This window comes from Rubrivivax gelatinosus IL144 (assembly GCF_000284255.1).
GTDB lineage: Bacteria > Pseudomonadota > Gammaproteobacteria > Burkholderiales > Burkholderiaceae_C > Rubrivivax > Rubrivivax gelatinosus_A.
In genome coordinates, this window is sequence record NC_017075.1 from 2,136,346 (window position 1) to 2,153,889 (window position 17,544).

Annotated in this window: 15 protein-coding genes and 1 pseudogene; 6 read left to right on the forward strand and 10 right to left on the reverse strand. The window is 72.9% G+C overall.

The features are described 5' to 3' along the window. The first annotated feature begins 43 nt into the window (after window positions 1-43). Both RGE_RS10005 and RGE_RS23170 read left to right on the forward strand, forming a co-directional pair. Window positions 44-2,773, forward strand: a complete 2,730-nt coding sequence (locus tag RGE_RS10005; protein ID WP_043783980.1) for an ATP-binding protein — start codon at window positions 44-46, stop codon at window positions 2,771-2,773. After that, window positions 2,763-3,983 (forward strand): EAL domain-containing response regulator, encoded by a 1,221-nt coding sequence (locus RGE_RS23170; RefSeq protein WP_014428257.1) that lies wholly within the window; start codon window positions 2,763-2,765, stop codon window positions 3,981-3,983. Before RGE_RS10005 ends, RGE_RS23170 begins: the two co-directional genes overlap by 11 nt. Before the next feature lie 36 nt (window positions 3,984-4,019). Here RGE_RS23170 and RGE_RS10015 read toward each other — a convergent pair whose 3' ends face one another. The 4 genes from RGE_RS10015 to RGE_RS10030 all read right to left on the reverse strand — a co-directional run bounded on the left by RGE_RS10015 (window position 4,020) and on the right by RGE_RS10030 (window position 6,450). Continuing rightward, entirely contained in the window at window positions 4,020-4,259 is a 240-nt protein-coding gene (locus RGE_RS10015) for an FmdB family zinc ribbon protein (protein WP_014428258.1), read from the reverse strand. A gap of 3 nt (window positions 4,260-4,262) precedes the next feature. Then, window positions 4,263-4,775 (reverse strand): AmiS/UreI family transporter, encoded by a 513-nt coding sequence (locus RGE_RS10020; RefSeq protein WP_014428259.1) that lies wholly within the window; start codon window positions 4,773-4,775, stop codon window positions 4,263-4,265. A gap of 58 nt (window positions 4,776-4,833) precedes the next feature. Then, a complete protein-coding gene (gene fmdA, locus RGE_RS10025; protein WP_014428260.1) occupies window positions 4,834-6,090 on the reverse strand; it encodes a formamidase in 1,257 nt (418 codons plus the stop codon). 69 nt (window positions 6,091-6,159) lie between these two features. Beyond that, window positions 6,160-6,450: an FmdB family zinc ribbon protein gene (locus RGE_RS10030; RefSeq protein WP_014428261.1), complete on the reverse strand. Its 291-nt coding sequence runs from the start codon at window positions 6,448-6,450 to the stop codon at window positions 6,160-6,162. Between the two features lie 174 nt (window positions 6,451-6,624). Between RGE_RS10030 and RGE_RS10035 the strand changes: the two genes are divergently transcribed. Further along, the gene (locus RGE_RS10035) at window positions 6,625-7,053 is read left to right on the forward strand and encodes a VOC family protein (protein ID WP_014428262.1); all 429 of its coding nucleotides are present in this window, start codon (window positions 6,625-6,627) and stop codon (window positions 7,051-7,053) included. Window positions 7,054-7,119: 66 nt separating this feature from the next. On the opposite strand, the gene RGE_RS10040 is transcribed toward RGE_RS10035, so the two are convergent. Then, entirely contained in the window at window positions 7,120-8,490 is a 1,371-nt protein-coding gene (locus RGE_RS10040; protein ID WP_014428263.1) for a tryptophanase, read from the reverse strand. Between the two features lie 147 nt (window positions 8,491-8,637). Here RGE_RS10040 and RGE_RS10045 point away from each other — a divergent pair, with 147 nt between their 5' ends. Continuing rightward, on the forward strand, window positions 8,638-9,519 hold the full coding sequence (locus tag RGE_RS10045) for an arginase family protein (RefSeq protein ID WP_232505008.1): 882 nt from the start codon (window positions 8,638-8,640) through the stop codon (window positions 9,517-9,519). 27 nt (window positions 9,520-9,546) lie between these two features. On the opposite strand, the gene RGE_RS10050 is transcribed toward RGE_RS10045, so the two are convergent. Continuing rightward, window positions 9,547-11,043, reverse strand: a complete 1,497-nt coding sequence (locus tag RGE_RS10050) for a hybrid sensor histidine kinase/response regulator (RefSeq protein WP_014428266.1) — start codon at window positions 11,041-11,043, stop codon at window positions 9,547-9,549. 308 nt (window positions 11,044-11,351) lie between these two features. Between RGE_RS10050 and RGE_RS10055 the strand changes: the two genes are divergently transcribed. Then, window positions 11,352-11,630, forward strand: coding sequence for a hypothetical protein (locus RGE_RS10055; protein WP_043783981.1), 279 nt, complete (start codon window positions 11,352-11,354; stop codon window positions 11,628-11,630). On the opposite strand, the pseudogene RGE_RS25000 reads toward RGE_RS10055, so the two are convergent. The 3 genes and pseudogenes from RGE_RS25000 to RGE_RS10065 all read right to left on the reverse strand — a co-directional run. Continuing rightward, window positions 11,582-11,860: pseudogene (locus RGE_RS25000) on the reverse strand (hypothetical protein); the annotation flags it as partial. The gene RGE_RS10055 and the pseudogene RGE_RS25000 sit on opposite strands and share 49 nt — an antisense overlap. A gap of 199 nt (window positions 11,861-12,059) precedes the next feature. Continuing rightward, complete coding sequence (locus RGE_RS10060) at window positions 12,060-14,573, reverse strand: YbcC family protein (protein WP_014428267.1); 2,514 nt, start codon at window positions 14,571-14,573, stop codon at window positions 12,060-12,062. A gap of 14 nt (window positions 14,574-14,587) precedes the next feature. Next, window positions 14,588-16,111: an NADH-quinone oxidoreductase subunit L gene (locus RGE_RS10065; RefSeq protein ID WP_014428268.1), complete on the reverse strand. Its 1,524-nt coding sequence runs from the start codon at window positions 16,109-16,111 to the stop codon at window positions 14,588-14,590. 99 nt (window positions 16,112-16,210) lie between these two features. Between RGE_RS10065 and RGE_RS10070 the strand changes: the two genes are divergently transcribed. Continuing rightward, window positions 16,211-17,113, forward strand: a complete 903-nt coding sequence (locus RGE_RS10070) for a LysR family transcriptional regulator (RefSeq protein WP_014428269.1) — start codon at window positions 16,211-16,213, stop codon at window positions 17,111-17,113. Between the two features lies 1 nt (window position 17,114). Here RGE_RS10070 and RGE_RS10075 read toward each other — a convergent pair whose 3' ends face one another. Further along, window positions 17,115-17,516 carry a DUF6306 domain-containing protein gene (locus RGE_RS10075; protein WP_014428270.1) on the reverse strand — a complete coding sequence of 134 codons (402 nt, stop codon included), beginning with the start codon at window positions 17,514-17,516 and terminating at the stop codon, window positions 17,115-17,117. Window positions 17,517-17,544 lie beyond the last annotated feature (28 nt).

Sequence of the window (17,544 nt, forward strand, 5' to 3'; positions counted from 1 at the left end):
ACCCTGGCTCATCGGGGCCCGCCGCGGCACCTGCGGGCGTTCCATGCTTCGAGTGAAGCGCGAGTACCAATCCTGGGTGGCGAAGGAGTCGCTGGAAGACTACGCGCTGCGCCACGCCGCCAGTTCCTACCGCCGCTGGGCGCCGCGCGTGATGGCCAACACGGCGATCGGCGGCATCTCCTTCCTGGCGCTGGAGGCCATCGGCGCCAGCATCACGCTGAGCTACGGCTTCCAGAACGCGATGACGGCGATCGTCGTCGCGTCCATCGTCATCTTCCTCGTCAGCCTGCCGATCGCCTATGCCTGCGCGGTGTCCAACGTCGACATCGACCTGCTGACGCGCGGCGCCGGCTTCGGCTACCTGGGCTCGACGATCACCTCGCTGATCTACGCCAGCTTCACCTTCATCTTCTTCGCGCTGGAGACGGCGATCTGGGCCCAGGCGCTGAACCTGGCCACCGGGCTCAGCCTGCCGCTGGGCTACCTGCTGTGTTCGCTGGTCATCGTGCCGGTGGTGTTCTACGGCGTCACGGCGATCAACCGGCTGCAGGCCTGGACGCAACCGCTGTGGCTGGCGCTGCTGGCGCTGCCGGTGCTGCTGATCCTGTACCGCGACCCGTCGGTGGTCGGCGCCTGGACCTCCTACGCCGGGCTGGACGGCAGCCGCGGCCACTTCGACCCGCTGCTCTTCGGCGCCGCCGCCGGCGTGATGCTGGCGCTGGCGGCGCAGATCGGCGAGCAGGCCGACTACCTGCGTTTCCTGCCCGAACGCACGGCCGCCAACCGGCGCGAGTGGTGGGCCGCGCTGCTGGCCGCCGGGCCGGGCTGGATCCTCATCGGCGCGGCCAAGGTCACGCTGGGCAGCCTGCTGGCGGTGCTGGCGCTGCGCACCGGCGCCAGCGCGGCGCAGGCGGTGGAGCCGGCGCACATGTTCGTGCACGCCTACCGCCAGGTCGTCGCCGACCCCGGCCTGGCGCTGGCGCTGGCGGCGCTGTTCGTCACCGTCTCGCAGGTCAAGATCAACGTCACCAACGCCTACAGCGGCTCGCTGGCCTGGTCCAACTGCTTCGTGCGCCTGGCGCACTACCACCCGGGGCGCGTGGTCTGGCTGGTGTTCAACGTCGTCATCGCGCTGCTGCTGACGCTGCTGGGCATCTTCGAGACGCTGCAGACGGTGCTGTCGGTCTATTCGACGGTGGCGCTGGCCTGGATCGGCGCGCTGGTGGCCGACCTGGTGGTGCTCAAGCGCACCGGCATCAGCCCGCCGTTCGTCGAGTTCAAGCGCGCCAACCTGCACGACTTCAACCCGGTGGGCTGCGGCGCCACGGCACTGGCCGCGGCGGTGGCGCTGCTGGCCTACGCCGGCGTCTTCGGGCCCTGGGGGCAGGCTTTCTTCGGCTTCGTCGCGCTGGCGCTGTCCTTCGTCGCCGCCATCGTGATCGGCTACGCCACGCGCGGGCGCTGGTACCTGGCGCGCCAGGACGACCGCTGGCGCGGCGTGCCGCGCACGACGCTGGTCGAGTGCTGCGTCTGCGAGCGCGAGTACGAGGCGCCGGACATGGTGCACTGCCCGCTGTACGGCGGCTCGCTGTGTTCGCTGTGCTGCGGGCTGGAGCTGCACTGCCACGACTTCTGCAAGCGCCCGGCGGGGGCCGAGGCGGCGCCGCGGCCGGCGCGTTTCCGGCCGCAGGTGCTGCGCCGCTTCGGGCGTTTCCTCGGGCTGCTGGGCGTCGTCGCGGTGCTGATCGGCGCCGCCTTCCTGCTGACCTACCGCTTCATGGACCTGCACGACGCCGCCACGCGCGACGAGCTGGTGCGCGTGATGACGCGGCTGTACGTCGCGACGCTGGCCGTGGCCTCGCTGGGCGCGTGGTGGATCGTGCTGTCGCACGAAGCGCAGGAGCAGGGCGAACGCGAGCTGCTGGAGTCGCTGCAGCACCTGGAGAGCACACGCGCCAGCCTGGTCGAGACCGAGAAGCTGGCCTCGTTGGGCGCGCTGGTGGCTGGCGTCGCGCACGAGATCAACACGCCGGTGGGCATCACGGTGACCAGCGCCTCCTTCCTGTCGGACCGCATCGCCGAGACCGAGGCGGCGCGCCGCGACGGCCGCCTCGACGACGAGGCGCTGGGCCGCTACCTGGCCGACGCCGCCGGCTCGGCGCGGCTGCTGCTGGCCAACGCGACGCGCATGGCGCAGCTGGTGCAGAACTTCAAGCAGTTGGCCATCGACCGCGTGCCCGAAGCCCGGCGCCGGCTGGACCTGCGCGAGGCGGTCGACGAGACGCTGGCCGCGCTGGCGCCGCGCGTCGCCGAGGCCGGCATCGAGCTGCGCATCGACATCCCGCCGGGGCTGGTGCTGGAGAGCTACCCGGTGGCGCTGGCCCAGGTGCTGTCCAACCTCGTGCTCAACGCCGTCCAGCACGCCTTCGAGCCCGGCGCCCCCGGCACGCGGCGCCTGCTGCTGCGCGCCGAGGCCGACGACGAGGAGCTGCGCCTGGACGTCGCCGACAACGGCCGCGGCATCGCCCCGGCGCTGCGCACGCGGGTGTTCGAGCCCTTCTACACGACGCGCCGGCTGCAGGGCGGCAGCGGGCTGGGGCTGTACATCGTCAACCAGCTCGTCGCGCGCCAGCTGGGCGGCTCGCTGGCGCTGGATGCGGCGCCGGGCGGCGGCGCGCGCTTCGCACTGTGCCTGCCGCGCGTCGCCCGGCAGACGCCGGACGTGGGCCGCATACTGGGTGCCTTGCCGAGGACACGCCGCGATGAAGCCTGAAACCGGGCCCTGGAAGCTGCTGCTGGTCGACGACGAGCCGATGGTGCACGAGGTCTCCCGGCTCATCCTCGCCGGCCTGCGCTTCGAGGACCGCGGCGTCGAGCTGCTGACGGCCGGCTCGGCGGCCGAGGCGCGTGATCTGCTGGCGCGCCACGCCGACGTCGCGCTGGCGCTGGTCGACGTCGTCATGGAGACCGACGACGCCGGGCTGCTGCTGGTGCAGCACATCCGCCAGCGTCTGGGCAACGCCGACATGCAGATCGTGCTGCGCACCGGCCAGCCCGGCGTCGCGCCCGAGGCCGAGGTGATGCACGGCCACGAGATCAACGGCTACTTCCTGAAGACCGAGATCACCGCCCAGCGCCTGAACTCGATCGTCATCAGCGGGCTGCGCGCCTACCGCCGCACGCTGGAGCTGCGCGCTGGCGGCGCGCCTGCCACCGAGCGCGCGGCCGACCCGCTGCAGCCCGAACTGGCGGCGCTGGGCGCACCGGCGCTGCTGCAGGTGCAGCCCGAGGTGGCGCTGGCGGACTGGCAGGTCGCCGGCGTCGAGCTGCTGCCGCAGTGGCGCGGCACGGCCGGCTGGCTGAGCGCCGCGCGCCTGCGCCAGGCGGCGGGCGACGGCGCGCTGCCGGCGGCGCTTGTGGAGCCCTTGCTGGCCGCCGCGTTGCACTGGGCACGCGCCTGGGCCCAGGCGCTGGGGCGGCCGCTGCGTGTGTCGGTGCCGCTGGCGGGCGATGGCCTGGCCGAGCCCGAGGTCGGCCGCCGCATCGTCGACGCGGTGCGCGCGGCCGGGCTGGCGCCCGGCACGCTGGACCTGCTGGTCGGCGAAGCGGCGCTGCGCGGCGCCGGGCCGGCCGTCGAGGCCTTGCGAGCCGCCGGCGTGACGCTGACCCTGGCCGACTTCGGCGCCGGCACGATCTCGCTGCCGCAGCTGAGCGGCGCGGCGCCCGACCGGCTGAAGCTGCCGCGGCCCTTCGTGCGCGGCGTCGCCAGCCAGCCCGAGCGCATGGCCGTCGCACGGTCGCTGATCGCGCTGGCGCAGACGCTGCAGGCGGTGGTCATCGCCGACGGCATCGCCTCGCCCGAGGACGCGCAGTTCTTCAAGTGGGAAGGCTGCGAGCTGGGGCAGGGCGATGCGCTGGCGCCGGCCTGCGCACCGCAGGACCTGGCGGCGCAGGTGCGACAAGGCCCGGCGCTGGCGCACTGAGCCCGGCGCGGCAGCACCGCGCCGGGCTCAGCGGCTTCAGCGGCAGCCGGCGTGGCTGCAGCCGAAGCCGCAGGCGCGGCGCCAGCCGCCGCCGCCCGCGGCCGGCGGCGCGCCCAGCCAGCCGGGCGACGCACCGGCCAGCATCGGCGCGGCCAGCGTGCGTGCCGCCGGGGTGTCGCACTGGGGGCAAGGCGCCGGCCGCGACGATTCGGCCATCGGCCGGAAGGCGCGGAACTCGCCGCAGCCCTGTTCGCAGCGGTAGTCGTAGAGCGGCATCGGCTACTTCAGCAGGCCGTTGAGCAGCAGGTAGCCGGGCACCCAGCCGGTCAGCACGCCTTCGGCCAGCGTCAGCCCGCCGACCAGCCGCGCGATCGGTTTCTTCATCGCCAGCAGCAGGAAGAACATGAACCACAGCACGCCCCAGGCCGCCCAGCTGAAGCCGAACCAGTAGCCCCAGGTGCTGTCGGCGCCCGCGAGCGTCTGCAGCGTCACCGGCACCGCGGTCAGCGCGACGAACAGGCTGAACCAGCCCAGGCCGCGGCCGTCGGCGCCGTTGCTGCGGTTGATCGCCACCCAGAGGTAGGTGAAGGTGAAGAGCAGCGTCAGCGCCGCGGCCTTGATCGACGCCGCGTCGGCGCCGGGCCCGAAGGCCAGCACCAGGCAGGCGACGAGGGTGATGCCGCCGACCAGGTAGTTGATGATGGAGATCTCGTTGTCGCCGATGCGCCCCAACAGCCACAGGCCGTTGAGGCACAGCACGGCGCCGACGAAGAACAGGACCAGTCCGAGCATCGCGTGTCTCCTTCGTGTGGGGCCGGCCGCCCGCTGCCGGGGCGGCCGGCTCGGGCGCTCAGTTGCCGGAACGGGGCACCTGCACCCCTTGCTTGACCTGGTGCGGCGCGCCCGTGGCCGACGGCCGGATGTCGAAGTCGAAGATCGCGCGCGGGATGTAGATCGTCGAGCAGGCGTTGGGGATGTCGACCACGCCCGAGAGCCGGCCTTCCACCGGCGCGGTGCCCAGGATCATGTAGGCCTGGATGTCGGTGTAGCCGAACTTCATCAGGTAATCGATCGCGTGATTGCAGGCGTTCTGGTAGGCCAGCCACGAGTCCAGGTAGTGCTGCTTGCCGCCCGAGTCGACCGAGACGCCCGAGAACGCCAGCCACTCCGAGTACTGCGGGTCGCGGTTGCCGGGCATGAAGACCGCGTTCTCCTTGACGCCGTACTTGGCCATGCCGCCCTTGATCAGGTCGACGTGCAGGTCCATGAAGCCGCCCATCTCGATCGCGCCGCAGAACGTGATCTCGCCGTCGCCCTGCGAGAAGTGCAGGTCGCCGAAGGACAGGTTGGCGCCGGGCACGAACACCGGATAGAAGACGCGGCTGCCGGCGGTGAGGTTCTTGATGTCCTGGTTGCCGCCGTTTTCGCGCGGCGGCGCGGTGCGGGCGGCTTCGGCGGCGACACGCTCGAACTCGGCACCCTTCAGCGAACCGAGGATCGCGCTGTCGGGCAGCGGCGGCAGCGCCAGCGGCGGCACGCGCATCGGGTCGGTGGCGATCAGCGCCTTCTCGCGCGCCGTCCACCTGGCCAGCAGTTCGGCCGACGGTGCCGTGCCCATCAGCCCCGGGTGGTGGATGCCGGTGTACGAGACCTCGGGGATGTGGCGCGAGGTGGCGACGTCGCCGCGGAAGTCCCAGATCACCTTGTAGGCGTCGGGGAAACGTTCGGTGAGGAAGCCGCCGCCGTTGTTGCGCGCGAAGACGCCGGTGTAGCCCCAGCCCTGGCCCGACAGCGGCCCGGAGTCTTCCTGGTTGCAGGCGTCGATCTCGAGGATGTCGACGATCAGCAGGTCACCCGGCTCGGCGCCTTCGACGTAGAACGGGCCGGAGAGCACGTGCACGCCGGCCAGCGGCGCGTGGCGGATGTCGTCGGCCGAGTCGTCGTTGCGGATCGCGCCGTCGAACCACTCGCGGCAGTCGGCGCAGAACACCGTGCCCGGCTTGATCTTCACCGCCGGCGGGATGTCGGGGTGCCAGCGGTTGTGGCCGACGATCTTCTGGTCCTTGAACTTCTTCGTGTTGTCCAGCGGAAAGAGGTTCTGGGGCATGGCTCACCTTTCGAGGGGCGTGGGAAGACCGCTCCGCGACGAGCGGAGCACGAGGACTGCCGGCCGGGATCAGGGCCTGGGCAGGGTGAACAGCGCCGGGTTCAGCGGCGCGGCGGGGCGGGACGGACGGCCGAGCGCGGGCGGCGCCGAGACGACGTCGGGCTCGTGGCGGCTCTTCTCGGCGTGGTCCAGCGCGGCGGTCCATTCGCTGCGCCGGCCGGTCCGCAGCATCGGCGCCGAGAACACGCGGCGCGCCGCGGCCTCGCACTGCGGGCATGCGGCTTCGGCCGGCGCCGTGCCCAGCGGCCAGTGGCGGTCGAACGGGCCGTGGTCCGCGCACAGGTATTCGTAAAGCGCCATCGACGTCTCCAGCAAGTGCGATGCGCCATCGTCGGCCAAGCGGGCGCGGGCCGAATCACATGCGGCGGTGAGGGCGGCTCACCTGTTTGGGTGAGGCCGGGCGGCGTCGGCAGCGGGCGTTATGCTGGATGCGACTCTTCACGGGCTTGGAGCCCGGCAACTGAACAACTCATCATGGAAACGCAGTCCCTTCATCGCGGCCGCCTCTTCGACCATGTGCAACTCGTGGTGCGTGATCTGGCGGCGAGCCAGGCTTTTTATGCCGCCGTGCTCGACTCGCTCGGCGTGCCGATGGGCGGCACGGGCGACGGCTACTTCTGGGCCGACGAGCTGTTCGTCACCGGCGTCGACAGCCCGGCAGCGCTGGGCGTGCTGACCGGGCGCCATCACCTGGCCTTCCAGGCGCAGGACAGGACGATGGTGGACCGCTTCTACGAGGCCGCGCTGGCCCACGGCGGCCAGGACAACGGCGCGCCCGGCGAGCGGCCCTATCACCCGGGTTATTACGCCGCGTTCGTGCTGGACCCGGACGGCAACAACATCGAAGCCGTCCACCACGGCGAAGCGAAGCGCAGCGCGCCGTCGGTCGTGATCGAGTTCTGAGCGAGCCGGGGCGGGACGAGGCCCCGCCGCCGGCTCATCGCGCCGAGCAGGCCTCGGCGCTGCCGATCACGCGCCCAGCTTCTCGAACCGGCAGGTGAAGTGCCGCATCAGCTTGGGCTCGCTGACGATGCGGTAGCCGGCCAGCCGGTCCTTGGCCACCGCCACTTCCTCGAAGACCTCGACGACGTAGTCGGCGTGGCTCTGGGTGTAGGTGCGGCGCGGGAAGGCCAGGCGCACCAGGTCCATCGCCGCGGGCTTCTCGCTGCCGTCGGGCTGGCGGCCGAACATCACGGTGCCGATCTCGCAGCTGCGGATGCCGCCCGTCTCGTACAGCGCCACGGCCAGCGCCTGGCCCGGGTACTGCAGCGGCGCGATGTGCGACAGCCAGGCGCGTGCGTCGACGAACACCGCGTGGCCGCCGGCGGGCTTGACGACCGGGATGCCCATCGCGTCCAGGCGCTCGACGATGTAGGCGTTGGTGCGGATGCGGTAGCGCAGGTAGTCCTCGTCGACGATCTCGGCCAGGCCCTGGGCCAGAGCGTCCAGGTCGCGCCCGGCCAGGCCGCCGTAGGTCGGGAAACCCTCGGTGCGGATCAGGTGCTGGCGCGCCTGCTCGGCGAGTCCGTCGTCGTTCAGCGCCAGCCAGCCGCCGATGTTGCCGAAGGCGTCCTTCTTGGCGCTCATCGTCATGCCGTCGGCCACCGAGAAGCAGTCGCGCACGATGTCCTCGATCGAGCGTCCGCCCTGGCCCGGCTCGCGCGACTTGATGAACCAGGCGTTCTCGGCGAAGCGGCAGCCGTCGATGACGAAGGGCTTGCCGTGGCGGTGCGCCAGCTCGGCGACGGCGCGGATGTTGGCCAGGCTCACCGGCTGGCCGCCGCCGGCGTTGTTGGTGATCGTGATCATCACCAGCGGCACCTCGGCGGCGTGCTGCTGCAGGTAGGCCTCCAGCCGCTCCAGGTCCATGTCGCCCTTGAACGGGTGTTCGCTGCGCGGGTCCTTGCCTTCGGCGATGACGAGGTCGTCGCCGATCGCGCCCGAAGCCTCGATGTTGCCGCGCGTCGTGTCGAAGTGCGTGTTCGACGGGATGCGCCGGCCGGCGCCGCCGAAGATCGAGAACAGGATCGCTTCGGCCGCGCGGCCCTGGTGCGTGGGGATGACGTGCTTGAACGGCATCAGGTTCTTCACCGCCGCCTCGAAGCGGTAGAAGCTGGGGCTGCCGGCGTAGCTCTCGTCGCCGCGCATCACCGCGGCCCACTGCAGCGAGGACATCGCGCCGGTGCCGGAGTCGGTCAGCAGGTCGATCAGCACCGCCTCCGAGGGCAGGCCGAAGAGGTTGTAGCCGGTGGCGGCGAGGTGTTGCTGGCGCTCTTCGCGCGTCGTCAGGCGGATCGGTTCGACCGACTTGATGCGGAAAGGCTCGATGATGGTTTTCATCCAAGGGCTCCTGGTCGGCCCCGTCCTTTCGCGGCAACCGGATCGCGATGGGGCCGATGCGCTGCGGTTGCCCGGATATGCCGGACCGCGCTCAGCGCCCAAAGGGGTTGCGGGGGCGGATTCTGCTGAGGATTTCGCGTCGGTCAAGTGGAGGGCTTCACGCAGCTTGGGCTCGCTGCTGCCGGCGATGCGCCGCCTACACTGGCCTTCGAACCCATGACCTTCGAACTCACGGTCTTCCAAGGTCGCGTCGGCGACCACAACGATCTGGCCATTCCCGGGGCGCGCCGGCTCGCCGAGGCGATGGGCCGGCTGCTGGCCCTCGAGCCGACCGTCGTCGGCGTGCCGCGGCCGGCCCTCGACCTGAACTGGGACGTCGAACTCGAGTCCGCGCGGCCCGAACTCTTGCAGCTCCAGGCCCGGTTCGAAGACGTCTACGTCCGCGGCGGGCGGCCGCTGTCGGCCACCAGCCGCTGTGCGGCCTCCGTCGCCACGCTGCCGGTCGTCGCACGGCACCATCCCGAGGCCTGCGTCGTCTGGTTCGACGCCCACGCGGACCTCAACACGCCGCAGTCGACGCGCAGCGGCTACCTCGGCGGGCTGGCCTTGTCCGCGTCGCTGGGACTGTGGGACTCCGGCTTCGGCAGCGGCTTGGCGCTGACGAACGTCGTGCTCGTCGGCCAGCGCGACCTCGATCCGTTCGAGATCGAACTGATGCGCGCGCATTGCCTGCCTCACGTCCAGCCGGGCGCTGGCCTGGCCGATCGGCTGCGCGCCGCGATCGCCGGCCGCCCGGTCTACGTCCACTTGGACTGCGACGTGCTGAACCCCGGCATCGTGCCGACCGACTACGCCCACGAGGGCGGCCTGTCGCTGGACGACTTGCGGCAGGCGATGGCGGTCATCGCCGAGCAGCCGGTCGTCGGCGTCGAAGTGGCGGAGTATCAGGACGCGTGGGCAGCGGGTGAACCGCCGGTGTCGCCTTTGCCCTTGCTGGCCGCCTTGGCCCCGGTTCTGGGCCTGCCGTAGCTCGTCAACGGCTGGCGCGTCTGGCGTTCAGCCCTCGTGCGTCGCGGCGCCGCCGGCCTGCCCCAGCAGCGCCTCCAGCACGTCGAAGTCGACCGGCTTGACGAGGTAGTGGTCGAAGCCCGCGCGGCGCGCGCGTTCGCGGTCGGCGGCCTGGCCGTAGCCCGAGATCGCGACCAGCACCGTGTGCGCGGTCGTCGCCCGGGCGCGCAGGCGGGTCGCCAGCTCGCAACCGTCGAGTTCGGGCAGGCCGATGTCCAGCAGCGCGACGTCCGGCCGGTAGGCCTCGGCGCGGCTGACGACTTCCAGCGGTCGCGTCTCCACCAGCACCTCGTGGCCGCTGCCGCGCAGCAGCATGGCCAGCATCTGCGCCGCGTCGACGTTGTCGTCGACGACGAGGATGCGGTGGCCGAGGCCGGAGCCGTCGGCGGCGGCATCGGGCGCGGCCGGCGGGTCTGCCGCCTCGGTGCAGGGCAGGCGCACGGTGAAGCGGCTGCCCCGGCCGCTGCCGGCGCTCTCGCACTCGACCGTGCCGCCGTGCAGCTCGGTCAGGCTCTTCACCAGCGCCAGGCCGATGCCCAGGCCGCCGTCGCCGCGGTCCTTGCTGCGCCGCGCCTGCACGAAGGGCTCGAAGACGTGCGACAGCAGCTCGGCCGGGATGCCGATGCCGTCGTCGGCGACGCTCAGCTCGACCCGCCCGTCGTCGGCCGACATCGCGAGCCGGATCTCGCCGCTGTCGGGCGTGTACTTGGCGGCGTTGGTCAGCAGGTTGGCGACGATCTGCACCAGGCGCTTGCGGTCGCCCTGAACCTGTGGCGACGGCTCGGGCAGTTCCAGCGTCAGCGTGTGGCCGCGGGCGTCGATCAGCGGGCGTACCTGTTCGACGGCGTCGAGCACAACCGCACCCATCCACTGCGGCCGGCGCTCGATCTCGACCAGGCCGCGCGTGACGCGCGAGACGTCGAGCAGGTCGTCGACCAGCGCCGTCATGTGCCGCACCTGGCGCACGATGACCGCGGCGGCGGCGGCCGTCGCCGCGGCGTCCAGATGGCCGCCGCGTAGCAGTTCGGCGGCCGAGCTGATCGGCGCCAGCGGGTTGCGCAGCTCGTGCGCCAGCATCGCCAGGAACTCGTCCTTTCGCTGGTGCTCCTGCTGCAGCTGCCGCGTCAGCGCCTCGGAGTGGCGCTGCGCGCGCACCTGATCGCTGACCTCGTAGCAGAAGACCAGGATGCCGGTCGTCTGCCCGGCCCCGTCGTGCGTCGGCTGGAAGACGTAGTTGAAGTGGCGCGGGCTCAGCTCGCCGCGCGTGTCGGCCAGCAGCGCGACTTCGCCGGTGCCGACGTGGGCCGTGCCGCGCCGGTAGACCTCGTCGAGCAGGGCGAGAAAGGGCTGCTGCTCCAGCTCGGGCAGCGCGTCGCGGATCGGGCGGCCCACGACCGCACGGCCGCCGACGATCGACTGGTACAGCGGGTTGGCCAGCGCGAAGACGTGCTCGGGGCCTTCGAGCAGCGCGATGCCGGCCGGCACCTGCAGGAAGAGCTCGCGCAGATAGGCCTGCTGGCGTTCGACGGCGCTGCATCGTGAGGCGCTGCAGCAGCGCGGCGATCTGGCGCGCGACGCTGTGCAGGAACTCGCGGTAGCGCTCGTCGAAGTGCAGGCGCGGGTTCAGGCCCAGCGTGACGGCGCCGACGCAGCGGCCGCCGTCGCTGGCCGGCAGCGGCAGCACGTAAGCCGGCGGCTGCTCCAGCCGCATCGGCTCGCCGCTGGCGCACACCTCTTCGGCTGCCGCGCCGAGCGCCGGCGGCAGCTGCGGGCCCCAGCGCTCGGCGCCGGTCGTGTCTTCGCAGCGGCAGCTGCCGCCGGCGGCGTCGCGCAGGAACAGCGCCGCAGCCGGCACGCCCTCGGTCGCTCGCGCCAGCACACGCAGCACGTCGGCCGCGCGGCGCACGCGCCGGCGGTCGGGCGTCAGCTCGGCCAGCACCGCCGAGCGGCGCTCGCTGAGCACCGCGTCGGTGACCTCGAACACCGGCTGCAGGATGCCGGCGATGCGGCCGTCGTCGTCGCGCAGCGGGCTGAACGTGAAGGTGAAGAAGGCGTCTTCCTCGAAGCCGTAGCGCGTCACCGGGATCGGCTCGCGCACGACCTCGATGACCTCGCCGTGGTCGAGCACACGCCGCATCCACGGATAGATCAGCGGGTAGGTGTCGGGCCAGCACTCGCGGTACGGCGCGCCGAAGTAGCGCGGATGGCGCGGGCCCATGATCTGCGCGTAGCCGTCGTTGTAGATCTGGGTCTGGTCAGGGCCCCAGAAGATGATCGCCGGCGACGGCAGGTCCATGATCATCCCGACGTGGCTGCGCAGGCTGCGCGGCCACTGCGCGACGGGCCCGAGCGCCGACCGGCTCCAGTCGTGGAGCCGCAGCAGCGTCGCGGTCTGGCTGTGCAGGACTCGGGCTTTCACGGGGAGGGCGGCGAGCCGGGGTGCTGCCAGTGTAGGCAGCGTGAGCGGCGGCGCCGATCTCCCTCGCCGGCCGGCCCCACCGTCAGCAGGCTACGGTCTCCCAGCCTCCGCCGCGGTAACGCTCGAAGCCAGCGTCGCCGGCAAACCGCCACAGATGCAGCCAGCCGTGCTCGACGAGCTGGTGCACGGTCGCGTGCTGGGCGATCACACGCTCGATCGCCGCGGCCGGCGCGTCGACGATGACCGTCAGCCGCAGCGGCTCGTGCACCCAGCGCCGGCCGTCGTGCAGCGACTGGCGCGACAGGCCGATGCGCAGGTCGCCGCCGTTGCCTTCGAAGACGCCCAGCGTGCCACCGACGACGTTGTGCAGCAGCTTGTTGCCGCTGCCCAGGCGCGCCGGCTCGCAGGTCGAGGCGTGGTACTGCCAGTTGATCCAGTGCGCGACCAGCATCGGCGCGGTCATCAGCTGCTCGAGCTGGCGGCCGTCGGCGTCGGTGGCCGGGTCGTAGTCGTGCAGGAAGACGCGCCCGTCCAGCACCGCGCCCAGGCTGCGCGCGCGCGGCGCGACGACGAAGGCGGCGTTGCCGGCCAGGCCCCATTCGGGCCGTGTCTGGGCGCCGTCGTTGGCGCGGCGGCGCAGGTCCTCCAGCAGCCAGGCCTGCGCGGCGCGCGGGTCCAGGCCCAGCGCCGGAGCACGCTCGCGGCGCACGCGGTCGGCGGCGAGGTCGAAGGCGTCCTGCAGCCGGGCCCAGCGCTCGTGCACCGGCGCGCCGTGCAGGTCGAGGTCGAAGGCCGTCACCTCGTCGGTCGTCGTGTTGTGCAGCGCGGCGACGAAGACCGTGCGCGCCGGCACGTCGATGCCGTGGCCGCGCAGGCCTTCGCGCACCGCGGGCTCGTTGAGCAGGCGCGCCAGCACACGCGCGTTGACTTCGCCGCTCTGGCCGCAGCAGGCGCCGCAGTCCAGCGCCGCGGCCTGGGCGTTGTTGGCGCTCTGGCTGCCGTGGCCGACGAAGACGACCAGCGGCGCCAGCCCGCGTTGCAGCCCCATCGCGCGCAGCACGCGGGCGGCGAGTTCGACCTTCTCGTCCCGGTCCAGCCCGGCCAGCACCGGGCGGCACAGCGGGCGGTAACGCGCCGGCAGGCCCTCGGCGTCGGCACTGCGCCGTGCGGCGGTGCCCGGCCGCAGCCAGCGTGTCAGCGGGCCGAGATAGGCGGCGCCGGCGGCCTCGACGAAAGAGAAGGCGGCGCCGGGCCAGCGGCTGGCGGCGTCCCATTGCGCCAGGCGTGCGAAACCGTCCTGGCGCGCGCGGCGGGCGTCGGCCTGCAGCGCCTCGCCGGCCGGGCCGAAGTCGGCGGCGTCGGCCGCGATGCGTTCGACGGCCTCGACGCCGGGTGCCAGCAGGCCGGGCAGCTGCGGCCGGCGGGCGCCGGTGGCCAGCGGCGTGTAGGCCAGCGGCAGGCCGAAGAAACCGGCGAAGCCGAAGGTCTGCACGCCCGGCGAGGCCGCTTCGAGCGCCCGGCGCAGCGGCTCGCTGCGCACGTCGATACAGAACACGGCCTGAGCCTCCGGCGCGCTGCGGGGCGTCGGCGCGACGCCGAGCAGGCGCTGCGCCAGTTCACGCTGGTAGCCGATCTCCAGCGCGTGCTGCCAGAGTTCGTCGACGCACAGCGCCTGCTCGGCCTGGTGCAGCAGCGCCGGCGCCTGCTCCCACTGCACCTGCAGCGCGGCGAAGGCGCGGCGGGTGGCGGCGTCGTCGCGGCACTCCAGCAGCAGCGCGCCCCAGGCCAGGCGCACGGCCAGCAGTTCGCGCAGGTGTTCGTCGTCGCGGCCTTCCAGCCGCGCCTGCCAGCCGAAGTACGCGCAGCACGAGGCCCAGCCGTGCACCGTCAGCAGCACCGCTTCCAGGTAGGCCGGCCAGGCCTCTTCGGGCAGGCCCAGGCGGCGCAGCACCCAGCGTTCGGCGTCCTGGCGCGTGGCCGGCAGCGCGGCCATGCCGCGCGCGATGCCGGGCAGACCCATCAGCGCGCCGATGCCGTGGTCGTGGGTCAGCGTGTCGAGCCAGAAGGCGTAGAGGCCGCCGCGGCGCTCGGGCTGCCAGTCGGCCAGGCGGGTGTCGAAGTAGGCGGCGCAGACCTGGCTGACCTGGTGCGTGATCGCCTGGCGCCACGACAGCCGGCGCCGGCCGTGCGGGTCGTCGTCGAGCACGTCGATCAGCAGCGGCAGCCGCGGCAGCGACAGCGGTGCGTCGAGCGCGGCGACGGCGGCCGCGGCGTCCCCGGCGTCGGGCATCGCGGCCAGCGCCTGCGCCAGGTCGGCCGGCGTGATGCGGCCCGAGCGCCAGGCCTCGCGCAGGCGGTCGCGCGGCGGCAGCACGGCGACGCCGCCCAGCACCGCCAGCCGTGCGGCCACCGTGCGCAGGCGCTGGCCGATGCGCTGCCAGTGCGGGTTGACGGCGATCGCGCGGTCCAGCGGCCAGGCCGGGGCGATGGTCGCGCAGGCCTGGGCGCAGGCCTGCTCGATGCGGCGGTCGATCTCGGCCGGGCTGTGCGGCGCGGGGTGCGAGACGGGGGCAGAGGGCGCGAGCACGGTGTCCATCGGGTCTCCTGGGGTCAGTCGGTCGAGGCCGGCGTCCAGCGTGTCGGCCACAGGCGCAGCGCGGCGCGGGTGGCGTATTCGTCGACGTAGAAGCCGGCGTAGCTCCAGCGGCGCCAGCCGGCCAGCGCCTGCGGCCGGGCCTGCAGCAGCGCCAGGCCGGCGTAGAGCAGAGCCATCGCCGCCAAGGCCACCGGGCCGGCGCTGTCGTCGGGCGCGTCGTGCACGCCGAACGGCAGGGCGTGGCCGGCGAGTGCCGCGGCGCCCAGCAGCGCGACCATCGCCAGCCCGGCGAGCACGCGCCGCAGTGCACCCGTCGCGTCGGTGGCGCGTGTCGCCGGCCACCACAGCATCGGCGCCCAGGCCAGCGCCAGCAGCGCGCTCCACCACCAGGGCCAGGCCACGCCGGCGACCGGCAGCAGCGCCGCCGCCGCCAGCACCGGCGCCGCCAGCACCGGCGCCGCCAGCAGGCTGGCCGCCGACGGCGGCGCCGGCGGGCGCATGTCCCGGGCGCGCGCCTGCGCCACTGCGCCCGAGGCGCTGAGGAAGGCGTGGGCCTTGTACAGCGAGTGGCCCAGCAGATGCAGCAGCGCCAGCGTGTACAGGCCCAGGCCGCACTCCATGACCATGAAACCCATCTGCGCCGCGGTCGACCAGGCCAGGCGCAGCTTGATGCTGACGCGCGTCAGCATCACCAGCCCGGCCAGCAGCGCCGTCGCCAGCCCCAGGCCGACGAGCAGCCAGCGCGCCGCCGGCACCGTTTCCAGCAGCGGCGCGAAACGGATCAGCACGACGCCGCCGAGGTTGACGACGCCGGCGTGCAGCAGCGCCGAGACCGGCGTCGGCGCCTCCATCACCTGCATCAGCCAGCCGTGCACCGGCAGCAGCGCGGTGCGCAGCACCACCGCCGCGGCCAGGCACAGCGCCGCGGCTTGCAGCGCCGGCGACGGCGGGCCGGCTTCGAGATGGCGCCAGAGATAGCCGAAGCTGCCCGAGCCGACCTCGTGCCAGGCCAGCGCGGCGGCCACGACGAGCAGCACGTCGGCCAGCCGGTCGGCCAGGCGCTTCTTGTGCGCGGCCAGCAGCGCGAACGGGCGCTCCGGGTAGAAACACAGCAGGCGCTGCAGCACGACGCCGACCGCGGCCCAGGCGGCGATCAGCACCAGCCAGTGGTCGGCCAGCAGCAGCAGGTGCACGGCGGCCAGCACGCCGCCCAGCGCGGCGACGAAACACGGCTGGCCGGCTTCGCCGTCGAGATAGCGTGACGAGAAGCCGCCGATCACCGTCGCCAGCCCTTGCACCAGCAGCGCGACCCAGGCGCCGGTCAGCGTCGCCGCCAGACCGGGCAGCGGCGCGGTCGCCACGCCGGCCAGCTGCAGCACCAGGCTGGCCAGCGCTGCGAGCAGCGCGGTGCCGCTGGCCCAGTGCCAGCGCCGCCAGGCGACCGGGGCGTCGGCGCGTGGCGCCAGCAGCGCCACGGCGAACATCGCAAGCGCCGGCAGCAGGGCGACGGCGGCGGGAAGCAGAGGCGGCAGGTCCATCGGCGGCGATCCTTGGGCGGGAACGGCGCGCATGATGCGATCGGGCGAAGGTTCTGTAAAATTCAATGTTCAGAACCAAAACATCTGCAAAACAGAACGATGCAGATCGAACAGCTGAACTTCCACCACCTGTTCTATTTCTGGCGGGTGGCCAAGACCGGGCACCTGACGCGCGCGGCCGAGGAGTTGCACGTCTCGCAGTCGGCGCTGTCCAGCCAGATCCGCCAGCTCGAGGACCGGCTGGGCGGAGCCCTCTTCGAACGCAGCGGCCGCCGCCTGGTGCTGACCGAGACCGGGCAGATGGCGCTGTCCTATGCCGAGACCATCTTCGGCCTCGGCCAGGAGCTGATCGGCCGGCTCGAAGGCCGGCGCGGCGGCATGGAGCGGGTGCGGGTCGGCAGCGTCGCGACGCTGTCGCGCAACTACCAGGAGAACTGGCTGCGCCCGCTGCTGGCCGACCCTTCGGTGACGCTGACGCTGGAGTCCGGCGGCCTGGACGAGCTGCTGCAGCGCCTGCTGCGCCACCAGCTCGACGTCGTGCTCGCCAACGACGCCGTGCCGGCCGACCCCGACCGGCCGCTGCACTGCCGTTTTCTCGGCCGCCAGGCGATCTCGCTGGTCGGGCCGGCCGCCGTCTGGCAGGGCCGCACGCTGCGCCTGCCGGAAGACCTGGAAGGGCTGGAGCTGGCGCTGCCCGGCCCGCGCCACACGCTGCGCGCCCAGTTCGACGCCTTGTGCGTGGCCGCCGGCGTGACGCCGCGGCTGCGCGCCGAGGTCGACGACATGGCGATGCTGCGCCTGGTCGCGCGCGACAGCGGCTGGCTGACCGTGCTGCCCGAGGTCGTCGTGCAGGACGAGCTGCGCAGCGGCGTGCTGGTGACGGTGGGGCGCTCGACGCGGCTGCAGGAGAACTTCTTCGCGATCACGACGCTGCACCGCCACCGCCTGGAGCGGCTGGAACGTCTGCTGGCCGAGTCGCCCGCGGCCGACGCCGCCGGCTGATTCAGAACGCTTCGGCGCGTGCGATGTTGTGCCGGTGCGCGGCCAGCATCGCTTCGAGTTCGGCCTTGACCTCGGCGTGGCCGACTTCGGGGATCAGCCGCTCCAGCCGGCGCACGACCCAGGCCTGGCCTTTGTTCAGGAACACCAGGCGTTCGTGCAGGTCGGCGATCGCCAGCGCCTTGCGGCGGAAGTCGCCGACCGCGCTGGACGGCTCGCCTTCGAGCGTGCGCACCGCGCGCATCAGCATGCCGCACCAGCGCACCTCGTCGTGCTGGATGTCCTGCAGCAGCGCCTTCATCGCCTCGTCGCCGGCTTCGCTGGCGCTCTGTCGCGCGACCCAGGCGCCGGCGCGTTCGGCTTCAAGCAGTTCGTTGAGGGCGGCCAGGACTTCTTGCGGTGACATGCGGATTCTTGAAGATGCTGTTTGCGAG